Raw genomic sequence first — 20535 nt, forward strand, 5'->3', positions numbered from 1 at the left:
CACTGGTTTATTTCTGGTCCCGCGAAGGAACCTGGTATTCCTCGGCCTTCGTGCCGCGCGTTACGATGACCGTCTTGAACTTCGGTTTCTCCGGCTCCTTGGTGACGGCGTCGAACACCGAGCCGGCGGCGGCCTGCACATTCGAGGCGACCGATCCGCCGAAGGAGGAGATGGTGGTGACGCCGTTCTTGCCGTCACCGCCTTCGCTGGCGGACCGAAGCGACAGCGAGAGCGTGCCGACGGTGCGGGCCAGCGCTACTTTCTGCGCGCCGTCCGTCGTCACCTCGATTGTCACCGAATTGGAAATCTGCGGCGTCGTCTGGCGCTCGTCGGCGCCCTGCCCGACGCTCAGCACCTTGGCATCGGCGACAACGATCTCGGAGGTGATGGTGGAACCGGCAGCGCCTTGCGCATTCTTGGCCACTTCCTGGATTTCGCCGGCATCGCGTGTCAGCACGACATCAACCCGGTCGCCCGCCGTGACGAAGCCGCCAACCCCGGCGATCTCGTCGGTACGGATGGTCACCGCCCGCATTCCGGGCGTCATCATGTTGGAGAGCGTCGCGCGGCCATTTGGCCCGGACAGCTTGGTCAGCAGCACCGGTTCGTTGACCTCGATCGGCGACAGCACCACGCGAGTGCCGTCGGCGAGCAACGCATTGATGGTGGTGAAGGCGCCCTGCGGCACGGACTCTTGCGACCACGGGATTTCGCTGAGCTGCGCGCGGTCGAGCTCCATGCCGTAGCGCAACGGGGCATTCGCCACCACGATGGTCTTGAATTCGACTTTCGGCACGACAGGTGCCGGAATCGACGACGTCTTCTCTTCGGAATCGGCCTTGGCCTGGCTTTTGACCCAGAAATCCGCGGCAAAGATCGAGATCGCGCCGAAAACGGCGGCGATGCCGATCATCGATATGGCCTTGCCCCTCACGCCTAAACCCCTGATATCAGCAGTTTCTTATTTAGTTGGGCTCACGTTAGGCGGCATTGTTAAAGAATCAGGAATCCCGGGCGTTGGTATCGGATCTATTTCCGCCGGCTTGGTTATCGAATGGTTTTGGGGTAAGAGGGCCCAGATCCCCGAACGGAACAGGAACCTCGGTCGCTTGGCGCTGAAAAGCGTGGCAGTATCGCGAGGTGATTCGCAGCACCGGAACCTATGGCAGGCATGGACGACAGCAACGATCTCTTCGGCAATATGGACAAGCAGCCGCAGCCGGTGCGTACCGCTGCGCGCCCGGCGGATCCACTGGTGGTGCAAGCCACCAAGCGTCCTGCCTCGACCAAGGACGGCAGCGAGGGCTATAGCGCCGCCGACATCGAGGTGCTGGAAGGGCTGGAGCCGGTGCGCCGCCGGCCAGGCATGTATATCGGCGGTACCGACGACAAGGCGATGCACCATCTGTTCGCCGAGGTCATCGACAATTCGATGGACGAAGCGGTTGCCGGCCACGCCACCTTCATCGATGTCGAGCTTTCGGCCGACGGCTATCTCGCCGTGACGGACAATGGCCGCGGCATCCCGATCGATCCGCACCCGAAGTTCAAGAAGCCGGCGCTTGAAGTGATCATGACGACGCTGCATTCGGGCGGCAAGTTCGACTCCAAGGTTTACGAGACATCAGGCGGCCTGCATGGCGTCGGCGTGTCCGTGGTCAATGCGCTGTCGGACCATCTCGAGGTCGAGGTCGCGCGGGGACGGCAACTCTATCGGCAAAAATTCTCGCGCGGCGTTCCCGTGACCGGCCTGGAACAGTTGGGCGAGGTCCACAACCGGCGCGGCACAAAGATCCGCTTCCACCCCGACGAGCAGATTTTCGGCAAGGGCGCGGCGTTCGAACCGGCGCGGCTCTACCGTATGACGCGCTCGAAAGCCTATCTGTTCGGCGGCGTCGAAATCCGCTGGACCTGCGATCCGTCGCTGATCAAGGAAAAAGACCAGACGCCGGCCAAGGCGGAATTCCATTTTCCCGGCGGCCTGAAGGACTATCTCAAGGCATCGCTCGGCGACGACTTCCAGGTGACGCGCGAGATTTTCGCCGGCAAGAGCGAGAAACAGGGCGGCCATGGCTCGCTCGAATGGGCGGTGACCTGGTTCGGCGGCGACGGCTTCATCAATTCCTACTGCAACACCATCCCGACCGGCGAAGGCGGCACCCACGAGGCCGGCTTCCGGAGCGTTCTGACGCGGGGCCTGCGCGCCTATGCCGACCTCGTCGGCAACAAGCGCGCCTCGATCGTCACCTCGGAAGACGTCATGATCTCGGCGGCGGGCATGCTGTCGGTGTTCATCCGCGAGCCGGAATTCGTCGGACAGACCAAGGACAGGCTGGCGACGATCGAGGCAATTCGAATTGTCGAGAGCGCGATCCGCGATCCGTTCGACCATTGGCTGGCCGACAATCCGCAGGAAGCCTCGAAGCTGCTCGAATGGGTGATCGCACGCGCCGACGAGCGGGTGCGCCGGCGCCAGGAAAAGGAAGTGTCGCGCAAGAGCGCGGTGCGCAAGCTGCGGCTGCCGGGCAAGCTCGCCGACTGCACGCAGAATGCCGCGGCCGGTGCAGAACTGTTCATCGTCGAAGGCGACTCGGCCGGCGGCTCGGCCAAGCAGGCGCGCGACCGCGCCAGCCAGGCCGTGCTGCCATTGCGCGGCAAAATCCTCAACGTCGCCAGCGCCGGCAACGATAAGCTGGCGGCCAACCAACAGATTTCGGACCTGATCCAGGCGCTCGGCTGCGGTACGCGTTCGAAGTACCGCGATGAGGATCTGCGCTACGACCGCGTGATCATCATGACCGACGCCGATGTCGACGGCGCCCATATCGCCTCGCTGCTGATCACCTTCTTCTACCAGGAGATGCCGGCGCTGGTGCGTGGCGGCCATCTCTATCTCGCCGTGCCGCCGCTTTACTCGATCAGGCAAGGCGGCAAGGTCGCCTATGCCCGAGACGACGCCCACAAGGACGAGCTCCTGCGCACCGAATTCACCGGGCGCGGCAAGGTGGAACTGGGCCGCTTCAAGGGTCTGGGCGAGATGATGGCCGCCCAGCTCAAGGAAACCACCATGGATCCGAGGAAGCGAACGCTGCTCAGGATCGATGTAATCGACGCCGAGACGGCGACCAAGGACGCCGTCGATGCGTTGATGGGCACGAAGCCGGAGGCCCGCTTCCGCTTCATCCAGGAACGCGCCGAATTCGCCGAGACGGAAGTGCTGGATATCTAGCCGCCAGCCGGTCCATAACAAGGCTCCAGTTGCGGAGACGAGCATGTGACCAGGACGCGGCTGAAAGGCTATTTCGAGACGAGTTTAGCCGGGTTGACGCAGCCGACGCGCTCCGACTGGATCTTTGCCTTGCGCACCGTTTCAGCCGGCTTGATCGCGCTGCTGGCAGCCTATGCGCTGAAGCTCGACCATCCGCAATGGGCCATGATGACGGTGTTCATCGTCGCCCAGCCGGTTGCCGGCATGGTGCTGGCGAAGGGCTTTTACCGGCTGCTCGGCACGCTGGTCGGCGGCATCGCCGCGATCGGCATCACCACCGTTTTCGGCACCAACCCCTGGGTGCTGGTGACTGTGCTTGCCATCTGGATCGGCATCTGCACCTTCGTCTCGTCGCTGCTGCGCAATCCGGAAGCCTATGGCGCTGCGCTTGCCGGCTACACCGCAATGATCATCGGCCTGCCCGCTTTCGGACAGCCGCATCTCGTCGTCGACCTCGCTGTCGCGCGCTGTGCCGAGATCGTGCTCGGCATCGTCTGCGCCGGCCTGACCAGCCGGCTGATCCTGCCAAAACTGGCCAGCGACGCCATCGTCTCGCGCCTGAAACGCTGCATCCTCGATCTTGCCACCTATGCCGGCGGTGCGTTCTCCGGCGGCGACCCGGCAACGCTGTCCGCGCTGCACCGAAAGCTGGTCACGGATACCCAGACGCTCGGCGAGATGCGCGCCTATGCCAGGCTCGAGGCGCCGAGCTTCGCGCCGCGCGCCCATCCGGTCCGGCGCACGATCGGACAACTGCTCTCGGCGTTGTCGGCGGCACGTGCGTTGCATTCGCATGCCGCTCCGAAGAATGCGGCGCTCATTCCGGTGCGTTCGGAGTTGCAGGCCCTTGTCGGTGAAATGGCCACGAAGCCCGGCGCGCTGGACGACACCACGCCTTGGGTGGCGCGGCTCGACACCATCTCGGCCAAGGCCCGGCAAATGCCCGATGCCTCAACCGACCAAGGCGACAGGGTTGGCACGATCACCCGCCTGACCATTGCCGCCGATTTCGCCGATGCGCTCAAGCAGGTGCTGCGCGGCCTCGATGCCCTGCGTGCGCCTGCCACGCGCCCGGCCAGGGGCAGCAGGCAGCCTGCGCTGGTGGTGCATCGCGATTACGCCGGCGCATCGCGCAACGCGGTGCGCGCTGCCCTTGCGACGCTGCTGGTCGCGGCCTTCTGGTTGACGACGAAATGGTCGGAAGCCGCCGGCACGGTCATTCTCGTCGCCGTCGTGTCGAGCCTGTTTGCTGCTCGCCCCGACCCTGTGCAGGTCGCCTGGGGTTTCTTCAAGGGAACGCTTCTGGCGCTGCCCTTTGCCTTTCTCGTCGGCCAGATCGCATTGCCTGCCCTGCCCGGCTTCGGCTGGTTCATGCTGTTTGTCGTGCCGATCCTGGTGCCGACGGCGCTGGCCATGGCCAATCCACGTTATGTCGGCGTGGCGACGGCTTTCGCCATCAACTTTCTCGCCTTCCTCAGTCCACACCAGGCGATGACCTACGATCCCGGACCCTTCTTCGCCGGTTCGGCGTCGATCCTGGTCGGCATCCTGCTGGCGATCGGTGTCTTCATCGTCGTGCTGCCGGCCGATCCTTGGCTCGCGGCCAACCGCATCGTGCGCGCCATGCGTGAGGATCTGGCGCGGCTTTGCCTGCATGAGCGGGTGCCGAGGCGGTCGGCCTTCGAGAGCCTCGCCTACGACCGCATCAACCAATTGATGCCGCTGGTGCAGAATGCCGGTCAGAAAGGCGATGCGGTTCTGGGCGGCGGCGTCGCCGCCGTCACCGTCGGCCTGGAGGTCCTTCGGCTGCGCGATGCGAGCCAAAGCCATGCCATCCCATCCGAGACCGCGCTTTCGATCGCCAACTTCCTGAGAGGGCTGGCGCGCGAACTGCTCTTCCGCGCCCCCGGCGATCCGCAGACATCAACCGTCACCGTCGCCCGGCAATATGCGGCGAGCATTGCGCAGCGAAACGGTACCGGGGAATTGCTGCAGATCGCGGCATCGCTGCGCATCATCGCCGCCGCGATGGAGGATTTTCCGGATTTTTTCGCCAGGGATAAAGGCTAGGCGGCCGCTATCGCCAGCGCGTGGCCGCGTGCGTTTTCGCGCAGCGCGTCGAGATGGATCGATTTGACCAAGGCGGCGAGATCACCCTCGGCGGATTGACCGCCCACCTCCTTGAGCATCAGCCAGCTGACCTCCTGCACACCGGCGACGCGCTTGCCGTTGGCGACCTCGCGCCAGATCTTCAGCGCACGCAGGATGATGGCGTGCGTGGCGCCGGCGAGCCCGGCGCTGCGGAACAATGCCTGCAAGGCCACGTCGTGCCCGCCGGCCAGCAGCGCCCTCACACGTTGTTCGGACTGCTGGCTGAGCGCAACCAGTGCCGAGCCGAAGAAATCGACCTTGCCATGCGCGATGGTGCGGATGAGGAAGCTCGCGGTGAGGTCGCCACGCAGCCTGAGATGCTCGATCAGGGCCGCATGTTCTTCCGTGCGCGTGCCTTCGATCAGCGTCACCGAAGCCTTGACGCAGGCGTCGCGCATGACGCGGTCGGCTCGCGCCGCGCCCATCATCGCCATCACCAGTGGCGACGTTTTCAGCATTTCGCCAAGCTTGACGAGCAGCATATGCCGGCAGTCGGCCGGCAGCCTGACATCCGATATCAGCGCCTCGCGCACCAGCGGCAGGTGCCCATGCCGTTCGGCCATGCGGCGGAAGCTGAGCGAGGCGATGTCGGCGCCGCTGTTGGCGAGCAGCACGGCGCAGGCGTCCGCCTCGCCGATCTCCGCGATGGCCGCCGACAGCGCCATAGAGACGAGCGGCCGGTCTGCGATCAGTTTTTGCGTCGCCTTCGGACTCGAAGCCACGCGGTTGATCAGGTCGGCGTCGGTGAGCAGCGGCGAGCGCGCCAGCACCACGCCGGCGACTTCCGGCTGGTCGGAGGCCAGCACGCTGATGATCTGCATTGGCGCGTGTTGGCTCATCGACAGCGCCTCGGCCATCGCCAGCCGCACCTTCGACGAGGCATCGTCGAGCAACAGTGTCAGCGCCGCCTCTGCGGCGCAGCGGTCCTCGAAGGGCAATTCGGAATTGATGTAGGCTCGGGCCAGAGCGCTCGCCGCCGCGGCGCGCTCCGACACCTTGGCCGTGTAGATCCACTTCAGGAAATGCGAAACAACAACCATGCCCGCCTGCTTACGCCCCTTGCCGGAAGGTTCCGACCCCACTGACGACCGTAGGCAGAATTGGTTTACGAACCGTTCACCATGTTCATTAACTGGCTTGCGAGGCTGATTTGCAGCGCCTATCAACCGTCAAGCACCTGAGGAGAAAGAAATGGCCGGACTTTATCTCGAAGAGTTCGTCGTCGGCCATGTCTTCCAGCACACGCTGCGCAAGACCGTTACCGAAAGCGACAACATGCTGTTTTCGGTGATGACGCTGAACCCGCAGCCGCTGCACATCGACTTCGATTTCGCCGCCAGGAGCGAATGGGGCAAGCCGCTGGTCAATTCGCTGTTCACGCTCGGGCTGATGATCGGCATTTCGGTCAATGACATCACCGTCGGCACCACGGTGGCCAATCTCGGCATGAAGGAAACCGTGTTTCCGCATCCGGTCTTCCATGGCGATACCGTTCGCGTCGAAACGACAGTCATCTCGGTGCGCGAGTCCAGGTCGAAGCCCGATCGCGGCATCGTCGAATTCGAGCATCGCGCCTACAACCAGCATGGCGATCTCGTCGCCAAATGCACCAGGCAAGCGATGATGCTGAAGAAGGCGGCCTGATCATGCGCTCGCTGCTGTTCGTCCCCGGTGATTCCGAGAGGAAGCTGGAAAGGGGTTTTGGTGCCGGCGCCGACGTGGTCATCGTCGACCTCGAGGATTCCGTGGCGCCGCACAACAAGGCGCTGGCGCGCGGCGTAGCGGCGCGCTTCATCCTGGAACGCAGGGCACAAACGACTTCCGCCATCTATGTCAGGGTCAATGACCTCGCGACCGGGCTGACGGATAACGATCTGGCGGCGCTGGTTCCGGCGAAACCCGACGGCATCATGCTGCCCAAGTCGAACGGCGGCCAGGATGTGCAGCACCTGTCGGCAAAACTCAGGGTGCGCGAGGCCGAAAACGGCCTGGCCGACGGCGCGATCAAGATCCTGCCGATCATCACCGAAACGCCGGCAGGCGTGCTGGCGGCGGCAACCTATGCCGGGACCAGCGCGCGGCTTGCCGGGCTCACCTGGGGCGCGGAAGACCTGTCGGCGGCGCTCGGCGCGCGCAGCGCCCGCGACGAGCATGGCCGCTACACGGACGTGTTCCGTCATGCTCGCACCATGACCATACTCGCCGCCGGTGCGGCGGAGGTCGCGGCGATCGACACCGTCTTCCCGAATTTTCGCGACATGGCGGCCTTCGCCGCGGAGTGCGCCGAGGCCGAACGCGATGGCTTCACCGGCAAGATGGCGATCCACCCCGATCAGGTGCCGGTCATCAACGCAGCCTTCACGCCGTCGGCCGAGGCGGTGAGACAATCGGCGGCAATCGTTGCTGCGTTCGCGGCAGCGGGAAGCCCCGGCGTCGTCGCTATCGACGGCAAGATGTTCGACCGCCCGCACCTGCGGCTGGCCGAGCGGCTTCTGGCGCGGGCAAAGGCGGCAGGTGTTTCCGCCTGAGCGCCTGCTACCAAACCAATGGAATCAGGCGGTAACGGACCCGGGCCACATAGTCGTCATAGCCGCGCAGACCGGCGCGAAGCGTTTTCTCTTCGATGAAGGTGCGGATGGCCAAGAGAACGACGAGCACGAGCACCGACGCCAGCCCCCACCAGGAACCAAGCAGAAGTGCCGTGCCGGCGAAGAAGAGGATGGCGCCGGCATACATCGGATGGCGAACGTAGCTGTAAGGCCCGGTGGAGATCACACGTTGTCCGCGTTCGTCCTGGATCTTGACCACGGGCGCCGCAAAACTGTTCTCCAGCATCGTCAGATAGCAGATCCAGATTCCGAGCAGCAGGACCAGTGCGCCGACCACCTGCACCCAGACGGGAACCGCCGACCAGCCGAAACGAACGTCGAATCCCATGAATATCTGAGAACCAAAGATGGCGAGCAGAAGTATGGACAGCAGCACCTTGTCGGCCGCGTCCTGATTCTTCTGGATGGGAGAGCTCAGCCGCTCATTCATCAGGCCGGGATCGCGCCTCGCCAGCGCCACGCCAAAGGTGAGACTGAGGCCCACCATCCCCACCAGATAGACCCAGGCCCCCGGCCAATGCAGCGTGCCGGCCGACAGGAAGAGCAAGGCGCCCATAGCGACGAACCAGACGAATGTCTGAAGAACCAATTTCGCGATCATGATCGACCTGCCTTGATATCCGCTGATGATTGGTATTTTAGACCATTGGTCTACCATACAGACCACTGGTCTATAGTTCAAGCGAACCTTCGACCCGAGGCTCCGAACTCCAGCTTAACAAAAGGCTTGCAGCAGTCGGTTGTGTTGGCCGCTTTTGCCGGGCAGCCTCCGTGATAGGAATTTTTTCTTGACTCGGTGATCTCAGCTATGGTACATTTTTGCCCATGGTGCTGATTTGCGCCAGTGGCCCGCCGCACAGGCGGGTTTTTCGTTTGATGCTCCGTCAGCCAACGCGCAGGCGGAGGCTCCGAAGGGACCCGTTAACCCGAAATTCGTTGCCCTGGCTGCCGACGTCGGGACTGGACGGGAGCAGCCATCACGTGCAGAAAGTTCGTCATGCCCCGTGTCATCAAGCATCCAGAACTCAGGCGAGAAGAACTTCTGGACCATGCCCAGGCCCTGTTCCTGACCCAGGGCTATGACAAAGCGAGCCTCAATGACGTGATTGCGTCCGCCGGCATCTCGAAGGGTGCTTTCTATCATTACTTCCCCTCCAAGGAGGCTCTCCTGGAGGCATTGGCCGATCGCTTTGCAAGACAGGCACTGGCTGGGGTCCAGGACATACTCCACGATCCCGGCCTCGACCCGCTTGGCCGCCTGAATGGCCTGCTCAGCCAGTCGCGGCGGGCCAAGATCGAAACCGCGCCGGAAGCTTGGGCTCTTTTCGAGACGATGTTCCGGCCTGAGAATCTGGTGCTTTTCCACCGTATCAATCTGGCCGCCAGCGCGTCGTTTTCACCGCTGCTGGCCAAGGTCATCAGGCAAGGAATCGAAGACGGCACTTTCAGGACCTTCGATCCGGAAGGTGTCGCCGACATCGTCATGCAATTCGGCATGGCCACGCGTGATGTCGTGGCCAAGGCCATTGCCGGCGGCAGCGACGCCGACATGGAGGCCGCGATCGAAGTCCTGGAGAAACGCGTCAGGCTCTACGAGATCGCCCTCGACCGCATACTGGGCCTGCCCGATGGAAGCATTCGGATCGGCGAGCCCGGCTATGTGCGCACCGTCATGACTGCCAGGCGGCGAACGAGTGCCGGTCAGGCGCGGTAACTGGCCGAGCCTGATATCTAGTCCTTGTCCCAGCGTGGCCGGCGCATCGAAAACACCTCGTCGACGCTGGCATAGTCCATATAGCCGAGACGAGCGACATTGCCGGCCTTGGTGATGTCGAACAGGCCGTCCGTCAGGAAGGCGTCGTCGATATGCACGCCGACCACTTCACCGGCGACGATGACGGCACTTGTCGGCGACCCGTCCAGGGCCTTTGGCCGAAAAACTTCAGTCACCCGGCATTCGAGCGCGGCCGGCGCTGCCGCCACGCGCGGCGGGGCGACCAGGCGCGACGGCGCCATGGCAAGATCGGCATAGACGAACTCGTTGACGCCGCGCGGAGCATTGACCGACGTGCGGTTCATCTTCTCCGCGAGATCGCGGCTGACCAGATTGGCGACGAACTCGCCGGTTTCCTGGGCGAAGGAGGCGCTGTCCTTCTCGCCTTCGGAGGAGAACCAGACGATGAAAGGCCGCGTCGAAACGGCATTGAAGAAGGAATATGGCGCGAGGTTGATCTCACCAGCCCTGTTCAGTGTCGAAATCCAGCCGATCGGACGCGGCGCCACGATCGCCTTCGAAGGGTCGTGCGGCAGGCCGTGGCCCTTTGAAGGCTCGTAGAACATTCAGCCGACCCACGGCCCCGAATAGTCACTGTACAGCTTTGCCGGATCGGGCCGGGGCCGCTCCGGCGCCGGGCCGGCATAGGAGCCGATATGAATGAAGCCGATGACCCGCTCCTGCGGCGCCAGCCCCAGCAGTGCCCTGCCCTCCGGCACATCCGAATACCAGTTGCTGATCATGTTGGTGCCAAAGCCCAGCGCGTTGGCTGATATCATCAGGTTCATCGCCGCCATGCCGCCCGACAGGAACATTTCCCATTGCGGGATTTTTGGATTCTCCCTGGGGACAGATACGACGCCGATCACCAGCGGTGCGCGCGAGAACCGCGCCAGTTCCTGATTGCGGCGGCCCTCCGTCAATGGGCCCTCCCGCTGCTCGGCAAGTGCTGCCAGTTGCCTGCCGATCTCGACGCGGGCGTCGCCACGGTAGAGGATGAAGCGCCAGGGCTCCAACCGGCCATGATCGGGCACCCGGGAGGCAGCAGTGACCATTGTCGCGATCTCCGCATCGCTCGGCGCCGGCTCCTTCAGATCTGGAATCGGTGCGGAGTTTCGGGTCAGCAGGAAGTCGATGATCGGCGACGCCATGGGCGCAAGTCTCCTGGACATTCTGTTTTGAGCTGAAGCGCACCATCGGGGATTCGGGCGGCTCGGGCATTGGCGCGGGATACGCCGGACGGAAGAGTCGTATCGGTCGGACTCTTAAGCCTTGAAATTGCCACCGCCATGGGCTTCAACGCAAGGCATGTTTGAGGGGACTGTCCGTCTTTTCCTGGTCTGGGTCGGCGCCCTGCTGTTCATGGCGCCGGTTTCGTTCGCCATGGCGCAGAATGTCGACGGTGTCAGCGACCTGAAGCTTCCGGGAATTTCGAGCTACGCGACGCCGAAAGGCGAGACGTCACTGGCGCTGAGCGGCGGCGGTGCCATCACACTCTCTGCCCAGTTGACCGACAAGGGTTCCGACATCACGCGTGGCATCGTCTGGCGGGTCTTCAAGCCGGAAGCCGTCAACGGCAAATTGCCGATGGTCGCCTCCTCGCATGGCGGCACCGCCGTCTTCCAGCTCGAACCCGGCAGCTATCTGGTTCACGCCTCCTACGGCCGGGCCGGCGCCACCAAACGCATCACTGTCGGCAAGGACGCCAAGCGCGAAAGCCTCGTGCTCGATGCCGGCGGCCTCAAGCTCGACGCCGTGCTGTCCGGCGGCGTGCGCATTCCACCGAAGAAGCTGCGCTTTTCGATCTACGAGGGCACTGCCGAGGCCAATGGCGACCGCGCGCTGATCATTCCCGATGTCGAGCCCAACAGCGTCGTGCGGCTCAACGCCGGCATCTACCATGTCGTCTCGACCTATGGCGCGGTCAATGCAGTCATTCGCTCCGACATCCGCGTCGAGGCCGGCAAGCTGACCGAAGCCACCGTCGAGCATCACGCCGCCGAGATCACGATGAAGTTGGTGCGCGAAACCGGTGGCGAGGCGATCGCCGACACGTCCTGGTCACTGCTCAACGAGTCCGGCGATCCGATCAAGGAAACCGTCGGCGCTTTCGCCTCGATGGTGCTGGCCGAGGGCGACTACACCATCATCGCCAAGAACCGCGACCGCATCTACCAGAAGGATTTTACGGTCGTGGCCGGGCAGAACCAGGAAATCGAGGTTCTGGCCACCGAGGCCGCGGCGATGGATCCTGAAGAAGGCGCGGATTAGTTCGAAATTCCACCAGAAGAATCAGGTGTCTGCGTCATCCTCTGAACCAGCAGGATAATCCTGTCCGCCGTAGAGCACGCGCAGGATGACCACGGTGTCACCGTCGACCCGGAAAATGATCGACACGCGGCGTTCAAAGCCGACGACGCGGACGCCGGGGCCAACGGTGTCGCGCACGGTCCCGCGCTCCGGGAAGTTGGACAGCGCCATGCACGCGGCCTCTATGCGGTCGACATAGTCGTCGGCACGTCTGCTCCCGCTGTCGTTTTCGATGTAGTCGTAGATGGCGAAGAGGTCGGCTTGAGCCGCCGGTCTGAAGACGACCTTATGTGTCACGCTTGGAGGCCTTCATGCGATCCGCATGATGGGCGCGCAGCGCTTTGAAGACGTCTTCTGCCGGGATGTCCGGACGCGGGTCGTCAAGGGCTTCCTGGACCTTGGCGCGCATGATCGCGGTGATGGTCTGCTCTTCGCGGTCGAGGGCGCGCAGCGCGGCGCGCATGACCTCGCTGGCGGAGTCGTAGGCACCCGACGCCAGGCGTACGTCAACGCTGGCCTGCTGGCGGCCGAGGGTCACGGTGATCGGTTTGCTGGTTCTCATGGCAAGCTCTTTCCTTGCCCAATATAGCGCATGACATTACAGTGTCATACTATTTTTCTCAACGGCCAGCCAAGACTCGGCCCTGTGAGCCGGACGTTTATTGTTCAAGCCGCCAGCTCGGTCCGCGCCGGCAGGAACGGGATCCGGCGGCGTGGCAAAGCTGGCGCCAGGTCGAACACGCCGCGATAGAGGCGGTCGAGCAAGGCCTTGCGGTCGCGCAACGGCTCCAGTTCGCTCCAGCTCAGCACATCGCCGACGCGCATGTCGATCGCCTTGCCCGACAGCCGCGCGAATTCGTGGATGAGCAGCGACGTGCGCAGCGTCAGCGAGGCCTTGCCGACGAACTTGGCCACCCGGCCGTCGCGCTCGGCCATGTTCATCGGCCCGCTGACAAGATGGAACAGCCTGCCGTTCTGCCCGGAAAAATGCATCGGGATGACCGACGCCCTGGCGTCCTGGACGAGGCGGGCCGGAAACATCTTCCACGGCAGATCGCGCGCCCGGCCAAAACCCTTTGGCGCGGTGGCGACACCGCCGGCCGGAAATACCACGATGGTGACGCCCTCTTTCAGCAACCGCACCGCTTCATGGCGCACGGCCATGTTGTTCTTCAGCGCATCCTTGGTCTCCGAAAAGTCGATCGGCAGCGAATAAGGCTCCATCTCGCGGATCTTGAGCAGATCCTTGTGGATCATCACCCGGAACGGACGGCCGAGCTGCTCGGCCAGCGACAGCACGGCGATACCGTCACCGATGCCGAACGGATGATTGGCGACGATCACCAGCGGCGTGTCCGGCAATTGCGCGGGTGGCCACTGATCAGCGGTCCGCACCCGCACGTCGATCAGGTCGAGCATGCGGCTGAACACGCGTTCGCCGGTCGGCACGATCTGGCGGCGCCAGAAATCATAAAGTGCTGTGTAGCGGTCGCGGCCCGACAAGCCTTCGACCGAATGTATGAACCAGCGCGTCAGCGCCGGCTGGCGCGGATTGGCATAGGAAAGCTCGGGAAAGGGTCGTTCGCGCAATTTCAACTTGAGCATAGGGGCTCGTTACAAGGTCGGCGTGACAGGGATATGAAAATGGCGGTGGATCGCTCCACCGCCATTTGGTCGAAATTATGCCAATCAGGCCGCGCGTGTGCGCCGGCGGTCGGGTGTGACGGCTTCCTCGGTCAGTTGCGCGATCGCCTGGTCAAGGCCAAGCGATTCCTGGTCGCGCGAGCCCAGTCGGCGCATGTTGACCGTCTGCTCTTCCGCTTCGCGCTTGCCGCAGACGAGGATGACCGGAACCTTGGCCAGGCTGTGCTCGCGGACCTTGTAGTTGATCTTCTCGTTGCGCAGATCCGCTTCCGCCAACAGCCCAGCGGCCTTCAGCTTTGCCACCACCTCGGTCGCATAGTCGTCGGCATCCGACGTGATCGTCGCCACCACCACCTGCAGCGGCGCGAACCACAGCGGGAAATGGCCGGAATAGTTCTCGATCAGGATGCCGAGGAAGCGCTCCATCGAGCCACAGATGGCGCGGTGAACCATGACAGGCTGCTTCTTCTCGGAATCCGAGCCGATGTAGAAGGCGCCAAACCGCTCCGGCAGGTTGAAATCGACCTGCGTCGTGCCGCACTGCCATTCGCGGCCGATGGCATCCTTCAGCACATATTCGAATTTCGGCCCGTAGAAGGCGCCCTCACCCGGATTGATCGAGGTCTTGATGCGATTGCCGGACCGTGTCCTGATCGTCTCCAGCACGCCGCCCATGATCGCCTCGGCGTGATCCCACGCCTCGTCGGTACCGACGCGTTTGTCCGGCCGCGTCGACAGCTTGACGCTGATTTCGTCGAAACCGAAATCAGCATAGGTCGACAGGATCAGATCGTTGATGCGCAGGCATTCCGCCGCCAGCTGCTCTTCGGTGCAGAAGATGTGCGCATCGTCTTGCGTAAAACCGCGCACACGCATCAGCCCGTGCAGCGCGCCGGATGGTTCGTAACGGTGGACGTTGCCGAATTCTGCAAGTTTGACAGGCAGATCGCGATAAGACTTCAACCCATGCTTGAAAATCTGCACATGGCCCGGGCAGTTCATCGGCTTCAGAGCGAAGATCCGGTCGTCATCGGTATCGTCGCCGGCCACCGTCACCTTGAACATGGCGTCGCGATACCATCCCCAATGGCCTGACGTCTCCCACAGGCTCTTGTCGAGAACCTGCGGCGCGTTGACCTCCTGATAGCCCTGCTCGTCGAGGCGGCGGCGCATGTAGTTGACCAGGTTCTGGAACATCTTCCAGCCCTTGGCGTGCCAGAAGACGACGCCAGGCCCCTCTTCCTGGAAATGGAACAGGTCCATCTCGCGGCCGATCTTCCTGTGGTCGCGCTTCTCGGCCTCCTCCAGCATCGTCTGATAGGCTTCGAGCTGCGCCTGATCAGCCCAGGCCGTGCCGTAGATGCGGGTCAGCATCGGATTGTTCGAATCGCCGCGCCAATAGGCGCCGGCCACCTTCATCAGTTTGAAGGCGTTGCCGATCTGCCCCGTCGAGGCCATGTGCGGGCCACGGCAAAGGTCGAACCAGTCGCCCTGCGCGTAGATCTTGAGATCCTGATCCTCGGGAATGGCGTCGATCAGCTCCAGCTTGTAGCGTTCGCCCTTGTCGGCAAACACTTTCTTCGCCTTGTCGCGCGACCAGACTTCCTTGGTGAACGGCTTGTTGCGCGAAATGATCTCGCGCATCTTCTTCTCGATCACGGGAAAATCGTCAGGCGTGAACGGCTCGTTGCGGGCGAAGTCGTAGTAAAACCCGTTCTCGATCACCGGCCCGATGGTCACCTGCGTTCCCGGCCACAATTCCTGCACGGCTTCCGCCAACACATGTGCGGCGTCGTGACGGATCAGTTCGAGTGCGCGCGGGTCGTCGCGGGTGACGATCTCGACCTTGCCGGATTTGCCAAGCGGATCGCTGAGATCGCGGACGGTGCCGTCGATCGCATAGGCGACCGCCTTCTTGGCCAGCGACTTCGAGATCGATTCGGCGAGGCCGGCACCGGTCATCGCCGCGTCGTATTCGCGGACGGAGCCATCGGGAAATGTCAGGGAAACGGAATTCAGCATGTATATCTCCTATCCAGTCCCGCAAACGAGCGCGGGTGGTTGAAATGCATGTCGCCCAAAAGTGTGTGGACGGTTTTGGGGTTACGACATGCAAAGAGTAGGCCGGATGCGTCCGGCAGCGGCTGTCTTTTATGGACAGATTCCGCCGCCGTAAAGCCCGGCTCAAATGTCAGACTTCATTTGATGAGCAGCGGCAGGTCCTTCAGGAACGCGGCTCGGGTCTTGAGGCCTTTGGGCATATCGGTCCGATCGGTGTCGACGACAAGGCGCGCAAAGACGATCTGGCGGCCATCCTTGTTCGCCCAGCCGACGAACCACCCAAGCGAGCGCTTATCCTGAACCTTGTCGGCATCGTTGCGCAGCCTGGTGCTTCCGGTCTTGCCCTGCACCGTCCAGCCTCCGGCCTGGAAGGTCGGGATGATGGCTGATGTCATGTCGTAGGCCCTGGCCGAGACAGGCAGCTTGCGGGCCAGCAGCTTGCGCAGGAAATCGACCTGCTCGACCGGCGTGATCTTGAGCGAGGAGTTTATCCAGGATTGGGTCAAACCATCATTCTTGCCGGGATTGCCGGAAACATCGGCATTGCCGTAGCCGAATTTGGAGACATAGCCAGCCAATTTTTCCGGCCCGAGCCGACTGGTGATTTCACGGGAGAACCAGACGATCGAATCCCGTTCCCAGATCACCGGATCGACGGTCTTCTGGTCCCGCTTCACCGCCTTGAACTCCGGCTTGTAGTCCCACGCCGGCGTATGCTCGTCGCTCAGGATCCCGCTGTCATAGCCGATCAGCGACAGCGGCACCTTGAACGTCGAGGCCGGGCTGAACCGCTGGTCGCACACTCCGTCCTGGTAAAGCGTCTTGCCGCTCGCCGCATCGGCGATCACCGTGCACTGCAAATCCCCCAGCGGCGCCGATTGCGCGCGCAGCGGAAATCCCAGCAGCCAGGCGAGCAGGAACAGGATCCCGGCAAAGATGAAGGGAAGACGGTCGAAATTGCGCATTTTCTGCTCGCTCCAGAAGGGGGTTCGCGAGCGGCTTAGCGGGGTCTCTTGTCTCGATTTTGTCTCAAATGCGCAGTCTTTGTGCAGGCTGTTGTTAACCCTACCGGATCGTAAACCTGCTATTCTCCCCGGCCATCATTCCTGCGCTTTGCCGCGCTTGCTGCCGATCCGCCAGTACCGCCAGGGCATGAACCAGAGATAGCGATCCGCAAGCGCCTCCGGCACGAGGTCTATGCCATGCGTGCCGAATGGCCCGCAGCGCAGCACGCGGAAGAATCCCATCCAGCCGCCGGCCCACAGGCCATGGCGGGCGATCGCCTCATGCGCATATTCCGAACAGGTCGGCAGATGCCGGCAGGAATTGCCGACAAAGCCCGACAGCGTCAACTGGTAGAGGCGCACGAGCGACGTGCCGAGGAGACGGCCTGGCGTCTTGCGCCAGGGGCCGGGCCAGTTGCGGCCGCGTTTTTGCGACCCGTCTATATGCGCATGCCCATGCTGGTCGCGCACCACAGTCTCCGTATCGCGTTTCCCAGGCGATAGATGTGGACTTCCGCCGGAGAACGCAATCCCCGCTCCTTGCGCGCCCCGCCATCACGGACGGGAACGGCGAAACGGCTGCCTGTCAGCCGACGGCGCCCAGCGGCCACGACTGGCCGGCCCCTCGCGGCGCTTTGAATGCTGCTTTTCGTCACGCCATTGAAACGTCACGATCCGCATGACATCGCCAAAAATGTTCAGCAACTGGATCATGGTCGGTCTCCTTCGACATGGATTAGACCGCCGCTGGCCTTCGCCTTCAAACGAGTATAATTTCCACTTCGGATAATCCTGGGTTATGCGAAATGAAGCGTGGGCGCCTGCCGCTGACGGCATTGAGGAGCTTCGAGGCGGCGGGCCGGCATCTGAGCTTCAGCCGGGCCGCCGAGGAGCTTTTCGTCTCGCAGGCGGCGATCAGCCGGCAGATCCGCGAGCTCGAAATCTTCCTGCATCGACCCTTGTTCGAACGTCACCATCGACGAGTCGAACTGACCGACACCGGCCGGCGTCTGCTGGATCAGCTTGTCAGAAGTTTCGACGCCATCGATACCTTGCTTGGCGATCTGGTGGCGACACCGGCACAGTCCGTGGTCCGCGTCAGTGTCGAGCCGTCGCTTGCCTCCGTGTGGCTGGTTCCCCGGCTCAACCGGTTTCGCCAATTGCGGCCCGACATCGACGTCTCCCTCGAAGTCGATCCAAGGCTGATCGAGTTCCGCAGCGATCAGCCGGAGCTTGCCTTGCGCTTCAGCGCGCATGCCGACTCGTGGCCGCGCAGCCAGGCCGAGCGGCTTGCCTCGACGGTCGATTCGCCGGTCCTGTCGCCGGCGCTGCTTGCTTCTGGCCCTGCCCTCAGGAAGCCAATCGATCTTGGCCGCTACACGCTTTTGCACGAGGAGAACCGCCAGGGCTGGGCGCGCTGGTTCGAAGCGGCCGGCGTGCCCGCCGACGCCGTGCCCGCGCGCGGGCCGATGCTGGCGGATGCGTCGCTTTCAAAGCAGGCCGCCTTGCTCGGACATGGCGTGGCATTGGGCGATCTGTTGCAGATCGGCGGGGAAATCGCATCCGGCGCGCTGGTCAAGCCGTTCGACATCGACGTCGCATCCGGCGCCTATTGGCTGGTGGCCAGAAACCTGCACGACCTCTCGGAGCCGGCCGCCGCGTTCGCCGACTGGCTCAGAAGCGAATTTGCCGAAAGCAGGCGGGCGCTGGAAGCGCAGGTTTAAACCCTTCTGGCCCGGTTCCTGTCCAGCCAAATGCCAAGCAGTGGCAGCAAAGATTTGGGCGCCTGCGCGAAGCCTGCGCACCGTGGACGGCCAAACCCCAAGGTCAGGCCGCTTCTTCGGCGCGCTTCTTCTCGATCTGGCCGATCGCGTCGACCACGGCATCGAAAGTCAGCATGGTCGAAGCGTGCCGCGCCTTGTAGTCGCGCACCGGCTCCAAATATCTGAGATCCGCAAAGCGGCCGTCCGGCGGGGCGCCATTTTCCTTGAGCATCTTCAGCATGGAGTCGCGCACCGCGCGCAATTCCTCGGCACTCGCGCCGACGACATGCTGCGCCATGATCGATGACGACGCCTGGCCGAGCGCGCAGGCCTTCACGTCATGGGCAAAGTCCGTGACGACGCCGTCCTGCATCTTGAGGTCGACGGTGACGGTCGAACCGCATAGCTTGGAGTGCGCCTTGGCGGTCGCGTCAGGATGATCGAGACGGCCGATGCGGGCGATGTTTCCGGCAAAACCGAGAATTTTCGCGTTGTAGACGTCGTTTATCATAAATTTCCAATCCGTCGCCGCCAAGCGAACAGCGATTGCCGCTGTCGTGTCTTCCTTTCGCTCGCTATGACCTTATATAATGCTGGCAGTCCGGTATCGACAAGAACGACGAAAGCCAATGTCCTTGCCGGGAAGTTCACGCCGCTTACGGGGCTGGAAACGGGGCGAGTTTCCGACACCGAAAGGTCGTGGTCCGTTCAACTCGTTCCTCCGCCGAGAGGGACTACGGGAGACGCCTTTATGGATGCCGTCATCAAGAAGCTCATGCCACAGTCAGCCTATATGGAAAAGCCGGTCACCGACCGGCCAAGCGAAGCCGAAGTCGAAGCCGCCGTGCGCACGCTTTTGCGCTGGACCGGCGACAATCCGGACCGCGAAGGGTTGGTCGACACGCCGAAGCGGGTGGCAAAGGCCTTTCGCGAAATGTTCGGTGGTTACGACATGTGCCCGGCCGACGAGCTCGGCCGCACCTTCGAGGAGGTCGCCGGCTACGATGACCTGGTCATCGTCAAGGACATAACATTCCATTCGCATTGCGAGCACCACATGGTGCCGATCATCGGCAAGGCGCATGTCGGGTATCTTCCGGACGGCAAGGTCGTCGGCCTGTCCAAGATCGCACGCGTCGTCGATATCTTCGCCCACCGCCTGCAAACCCAGGAGGCGCTGACGGCGCAGATCGCCGGCGTCATCCAGGACGTGCTCAATCCGCGCGGCGTCGCCGTCATGATCGAGGCCGAGCACATGTGCATGGCCATGCGCGGCATCCGCAAGCAGGGATCAACCACGCTGACCTCGACCTTCACCGGCGTTTTCAAGGACACGCCCGAAGAGCAGGTCCGTTTCGTCACCATGGTGCGCGGCGGCGGGGTCTGATCGGCCCTCGCCGGCCATCAAAACAAGGACCGGCGATGTCGGCACTGGAATTTGCAAAAGCTCCGTCGGACAAGAAAGCGCTCGAGGAGGGCGCGGTGTTTTCGCCGCGCTTCGATGCAGCCGGGCTGGTCACGGTCGTCGTGACAGATGCCGCGGACGGCATGCTGTTGATGGTTGCGCATATGAACGCGCAAGCACTGGCACTGACGCTTGAGACCGGCATCGCCCACTACTGGTCGCGCTCGCGCAGCGCGCTTTGGAAAAAGGGCGAGACATCAGGCAATTTTCAGCATGTCGTCGAGATGCTCACGGATTGTGACCAGGATGCCATATGGTTGCGCGTCAAAGTGTTGGGCCACGACGCAACCTGTCACACTGGCCGGCGTTCATGCTTTTATCGGACGGTGGGGCTGGTCGACGGCAAAGGGACGCTTGCCATCGACGGCAGCAAGCCGCTGTTCGATGCGGAAAACACGTATCGGAAACCAACAGCTTGAACCTTCTGCCTGACACCAACGACACAGATTCATCATTTCGATACGCCCCGCTCGTATAGTAGCCGTG

Annotated in this window: 22 protein-coding genes; 9 read left to right on the top strand and 13 right to left on the bottom strand. The window is 63.0% G+C overall.

Annotated elements, in window-relative coordinates; genetic code table 11:
- Window positions 1-7 precede the first annotated feature (7 nt).
- Entirely contained in the window at window positions 8-934 is a 927-nt protein-coding gene (gene cpaB, locus LB519_RS07995) for a Flp pilus assembly protein CpaB (RefSeq protein ID WP_318011918.1), read from the bottom strand.
- Between the two features lie 237 nt (window positions 935-1171).
- Between cpaB and parE the strand changes: the two genes are divergently transcribed.
- The gene (parE, locus tag LB519_RS08000) at window positions 1172-3229 is read left to right on the top strand and encodes a DNA topoisomerase IV subunit B (protein WP_224619386.1); all 2058 of its coding nucleotides are present in this window, start codon (window positions 1172-1174) and stop codon (window positions 3227-3229) included.
- 45 nt (window positions 3230-3274) lie between these two features.
- Window positions 3275-5338: an FUSC family protein gene (locus tag LB519_RS08005; protein ID WP_224619388.1), complete on the top strand. Its 2064-nt coding sequence runs from the start codon at window positions 3275-3277 to the stop codon at window positions 5336-5338.
- Here the strand turns inward: LB519_RS08005 and LB519_RS08010 are convergent.
- Window positions 5335-6459: a DUF2336 domain-containing protein gene (locus LB519_RS08010; protein WP_063167881.1), complete on the bottom strand. Its 1125-nt coding sequence runs from the start codon at window positions 6457-6459 to the stop codon at window positions 5335-5337. The genes LB519_RS08005 and LB519_RS08010 overlap by 4 nt on opposite strands.
- Before the next feature lie 151 nt (window positions 6460-6610).
- On the opposite strand from LB519_RS08010, the gene LB519_RS08015 reads away from it, so the two are divergent.
- Both LB519_RS08015 and LB519_RS08020 read left to right on the top strand, forming a co-directional pair.
- Window positions 6611-7063: a MaoC family dehydratase gene (locus LB519_RS08015; protein WP_024505350.1), complete on the top strand. Its 453-nt coding sequence runs from the start codon at window positions 6611-6613 to the stop codon at window positions 7061-7063.
- A gap of 2 nt (window positions 7064-7065) precedes the next feature.
- Entirely contained in the window at window positions 7066-7947 is an 882-nt protein-coding gene (locus tag LB519_RS08020; RefSeq protein WP_224619662.1) for an HpcH/HpaI aldolase/citrate lyase family protein, read from the top strand.
- A 7-nt stretch (window positions 7948-7954) separates the two neighbouring features.
- On the opposite strand, the gene LB519_RS08025 is transcribed toward LB519_RS08020, so the two are convergent.
- Window positions 7955-8629, bottom strand: coding sequence for a methyltransferase family protein (locus LB519_RS08025; RefSeq protein WP_127367730.1), 675 nt, complete (start codon window positions 8627-8629; stop codon window positions 7955-7957).
- 396 nt (window positions 8630-9025) lie between these two features.
- Here LB519_RS08025 and LB519_RS08030 point away from each other — a divergent pair, with 396 nt between their 5' ends.
- Window positions 9026-9742 carry a TetR/AcrR family transcriptional regulator gene (locus LB519_RS08030; protein WP_127370969.1) on the top strand — a complete coding sequence of 239 codons (717 nt, stop codon included), beginning with the start codon at window positions 9026-9028 and terminating at the stop codon, window positions 9740-9742.
- A gap of 17 nt (window positions 9743-9759) precedes the next feature.
- On the opposite strand, the gene LB519_RS08035 is transcribed toward LB519_RS08030, so the two are convergent.
- Both LB519_RS08035 and LB519_RS08040 read right to left on the bottom strand, forming a co-directional pair.
- Window positions 9760-10368 (bottom strand): flavin reductase family protein, encoded by a 609-nt coding sequence (locus LB519_RS08035; RefSeq protein WP_024505354.1) that lies wholly within the window; start codon window positions 10366-10368, stop codon window positions 9760-9762.
- Window positions 10369-10953, bottom strand: a complete 585-nt coding sequence (locus LB519_RS08040; RefSeq protein ID WP_127366470.1) for a nitroreductase — start codon at window positions 10951-10953, stop codon at window positions 10369-10371.
- Window positions 10954-11110: 157 nt separating this feature from the next.
- On the opposite strand from LB519_RS08040, the gene LB519_RS08045 reads away from it, so the two are divergent.
- A complete protein-coding gene (locus LB519_RS08045; protein WP_127366469.1) occupies window positions 11111-12073 on the top strand; it encodes a hypothetical protein in 963 nt (320 codons plus the stop codon).
- 21 nt (window positions 12074-12094) lie between these two features.
- On the opposite strand, the gene LB519_RS08050 is transcribed toward LB519_RS08045, so the two are convergent.
- The 7 genes from LB519_RS08050 to LB519_RS08080 form a co-directional block, all read right to left on the bottom strand.
- Window positions 12095-12409 (bottom strand): type II toxin-antitoxin system RelE/ParE family toxin, encoded by a 315-nt coding sequence (locus LB519_RS08050; RefSeq protein WP_127366468.1) that lies wholly within the window; start codon window positions 12407-12409, stop codon window positions 12095-12097.
- Window positions 12399-12674: a type II toxin-antitoxin system ParD family antitoxin gene (locus LB519_RS08055; RefSeq protein WP_127366467.1), complete on the bottom strand. Its 276-nt coding sequence runs from the start codon at window positions 12672-12674 to the stop codon at window positions 12399-12401. The genes LB519_RS08050 and LB519_RS08055 overlap by 11 nt, the downstream gene beginning before the upstream one ends.
- Window positions 12675-12778: 104 nt before the next feature.
- Window positions 12779-13717, bottom strand: a complete 939-nt coding sequence (locus tag LB519_RS08060; protein ID WP_127366466.1) for a lysophospholipid acyltransferase family protein — start codon at window positions 13715-13717, stop codon at window positions 12779-12781.
- 84 nt (window positions 13718-13801) lie between these two features.
- Window positions 13802-15778, bottom strand: a complete 1977-nt coding sequence (gene thrS / locus LB519_RS08065; protein WP_127366465.1) for a threonine--tRNA ligase — start codon at window positions 15776-15778, stop codon at window positions 13802-13804.
- Between the two features lie 176 nt (window positions 15779-15954).
- Window positions 15955-16782: a class D beta-lactamase gene (blaOXA, locus tag LB519_RS08070; RefSeq protein WP_013531977.1), complete on the bottom strand. Its 828-nt coding sequence runs from the start codon at window positions 16780-16782 to the stop codon at window positions 15955-15957.
- A 135-nt stretch (window positions 16783-16917) separates the two neighbouring features.
- Window positions 16918-17292 carry a membrane protein insertion efficiency factor YidD gene (gene yidD / locus LB519_RS08075; protein WP_027162584.1) on the bottom strand — a complete coding sequence of 125 codons (375 nt, stop codon included), beginning with the start codon at window positions 17290-17292 and terminating at the stop codon, window positions 16918-16920.
- An 84-nt stretch (window positions 17293-17376) separates the two neighbouring features.
- Window positions 17377-17535: a hypothetical protein gene (locus LB519_RS08080; RefSeq protein ID WP_082826450.1), complete on the bottom strand. Its 159-nt coding sequence runs from the start codon at window positions 17533-17535 to the stop codon at window positions 17377-17379.
- A 92-nt stretch (window positions 17536-17627) separates the two neighbouring features.
- Between LB519_RS08080 and LB519_RS08085 the strand changes: the two genes are divergently transcribed.
- Window positions 17628-18545, top strand: coding sequence for a LysR substrate-binding domain-containing protein (locus LB519_RS08085; RefSeq protein ID WP_224619390.1), 918 nt, complete (start codon window positions 17628-17630; stop codon window positions 18543-18545).
- Window positions 18546-18648: 103 nt separating this feature from the next.
- Here the strand turns inward: LB519_RS08085 and LB519_RS08090 are convergent, their stop codons facing one another.
- Window positions 18649-19095, bottom strand: a complete 447-nt coding sequence (locus LB519_RS08090) for an iron-sulfur cluster assembly scaffold protein (RefSeq protein WP_063167874.1) — start codon at window positions 19093-19095, stop codon at window positions 18649-18651.
- 240 nt (window positions 19096-19335) lie between these two features.
- Between LB519_RS08090 and folE the strand changes: the two genes are divergently transcribed.
- Together folE and hisI are read left to right on the top strand one after the other, a co-directional pair.
- On the top strand, window positions 19336-19971 hold the full coding sequence (folE, locus tag LB519_RS08095; RefSeq protein ID WP_013531982.1) for a GTP cyclohydrolase I FolE: 636 nt from the start codon (window positions 19336-19338) through the stop codon (window positions 19969-19971).
- Window positions 19972-20006: 35 nt separating this feature from the next.
- Window positions 20007-20468 (top strand): phosphoribosyl-AMP cyclohydrolase, encoded by a 462-nt coding sequence (hisI, locus tag LB519_RS08100; protein WP_224619392.1) that lies wholly within the window; start codon window positions 20007-20009, stop codon window positions 20466-20468.
- The last annotated feature ends 67 nt before the right edge of the window (window positions 20469-20535 follow it).

Origin of the sequence: Mesorhizobium sp. AD1-1 (assembly GCF_020164655.1) — a bacterium.
GTDB lineage: Bacteria > Pseudomonadota > Alphaproteobacteria > Rhizobiales > Rhizobiaceae > Mesorhizobium > Mesorhizobium ciceri.

What these genes read in the sequence shown, in the direction of transcription:
- blaOXA (WP_013531977.1), bottom strand. Translation starts at nt 16,782, where the DNA reads ATGCGCAATTTCGACCGTCTTCCCTTCATCTTTGCCGGGATCCTGTTC.
- parE (WP_224619386.1), top strand. Translation starts at nt 1,172, where the DNA reads ATGGACGACAGCAACGATCTCTTCGGCAATATGGACAAGCAGCCGCAG.
- LB519_RS08080 (WP_082826450.1), bottom strand. Translation starts at nt 17,535, where the DNA reads ATGATCCAGTTGCTGAACATTTTTGGCGATGTCATGCGGATCGTGACG.
- LB519_RS08020 (WP_224619662.1), top strand. Translation starts at nt 7,066, where the DNA reads ATGCGCTCGCTGCTGTTCGTCCCCGGTGATTCCGAGAGGAAGCTGGAA.
- thrS (WP_127366465.1), bottom strand. Translation starts at nt 15,778, where the DNA reads ATGCTGAATTCCGTTTCCCTGACATTTCCCGATGGCTCCGTCCGCGAA.
- LB519_RS08055 (WP_127366467.1), bottom strand. Translation starts at nt 12,674, where the DNA reads ATGAGAACCAGCAAACCGATCACCGTGACCCTCGGCCGCCAGCAGGCC.
- LB519_RS08060 (WP_127366466.1), bottom strand. Translation starts at nt 13,717, where the DNA reads ATGCTCAAGTTGAAATTGCGCGAACGACCCTTTCCCGAGCTTTCCTAT.
- LB519_RS08085 (WP_224619390.1), top strand. Translation starts at nt 17,628, where the DNA reads ATGAAGCGTGGGCGCCTGCCGCTGACGGCATTGAGGAGCTTCGAGGCG.
- LB519_RS08090 (WP_063167874.1), bottom strand. Translation starts at nt 19,095, where the DNA reads ATGATAAACGACGTCTACAACGCGAAAATTCTCGGTTTTGCCGGAAAC.
- LB519_RS08025 (WP_127367730.1), bottom strand. Translation starts at nt 8,629, where the DNA reads ATGATCGCGAAATTGGTTCTTCAGACATTCGTCTGGTTCGTCGCTATG.
- folE (WP_013531982.1), top strand. Translation starts at nt 19,336, where the DNA reads ATGGATGCCGTCATCAAGAAGCTCATGCCACAGTCAGCCTATATGGAA.
- hisI (WP_224619392.1), top strand. Translation starts at nt 20,007, where the DNA reads ATGTCGGCACTGGAATTTGCAAAAGCTCCGTCGGACAAGAAAGCGCTC.
- LB519_RS08040 (WP_127366470.1), bottom strand. Translation starts at nt 10,953, where the DNA reads ATGGCGTCGCCGATCATCGACTTCCTGCTGACCCGAAACTCCGCACCG.
- LB519_RS08010 (WP_063167881.1), bottom strand. Translation starts at nt 6,459, where the DNA reads ATGGTTGTTGTTTCGCATTTCCTGAAGTGGATCTACACGGCCAAGGTG.
- LB519_RS08035 (WP_024505354.1), bottom strand. Translation starts at nt 10,368, where the DNA reads ATGTTCTACGAGCCTTCAAAGGGCCACGGCCTGCCGCACGACCCTTCG.
- LB519_RS08045 (WP_127366469.1), top strand. Translation starts at nt 11,111, where the DNA reads ATGTTTGAGGGGACTGTCCGTCTTTTCCTGGTCTGGGTCGGCGCCCTG.
- LB519_RS08015 (WP_024505350.1), top strand. Translation starts at nt 6,611, where the DNA reads ATGGCCGGACTTTATCTCGAAGAGTTCGTCGTCGGCCATGTCTTCCAG.
- LB519_RS08030 (WP_127370969.1), top strand. Translation starts at nt 9,026, where the DNA reads ATGCCCCGTGTCATCAAGCATCCAGAACTCAGGCGAGAAGAACTTCTG.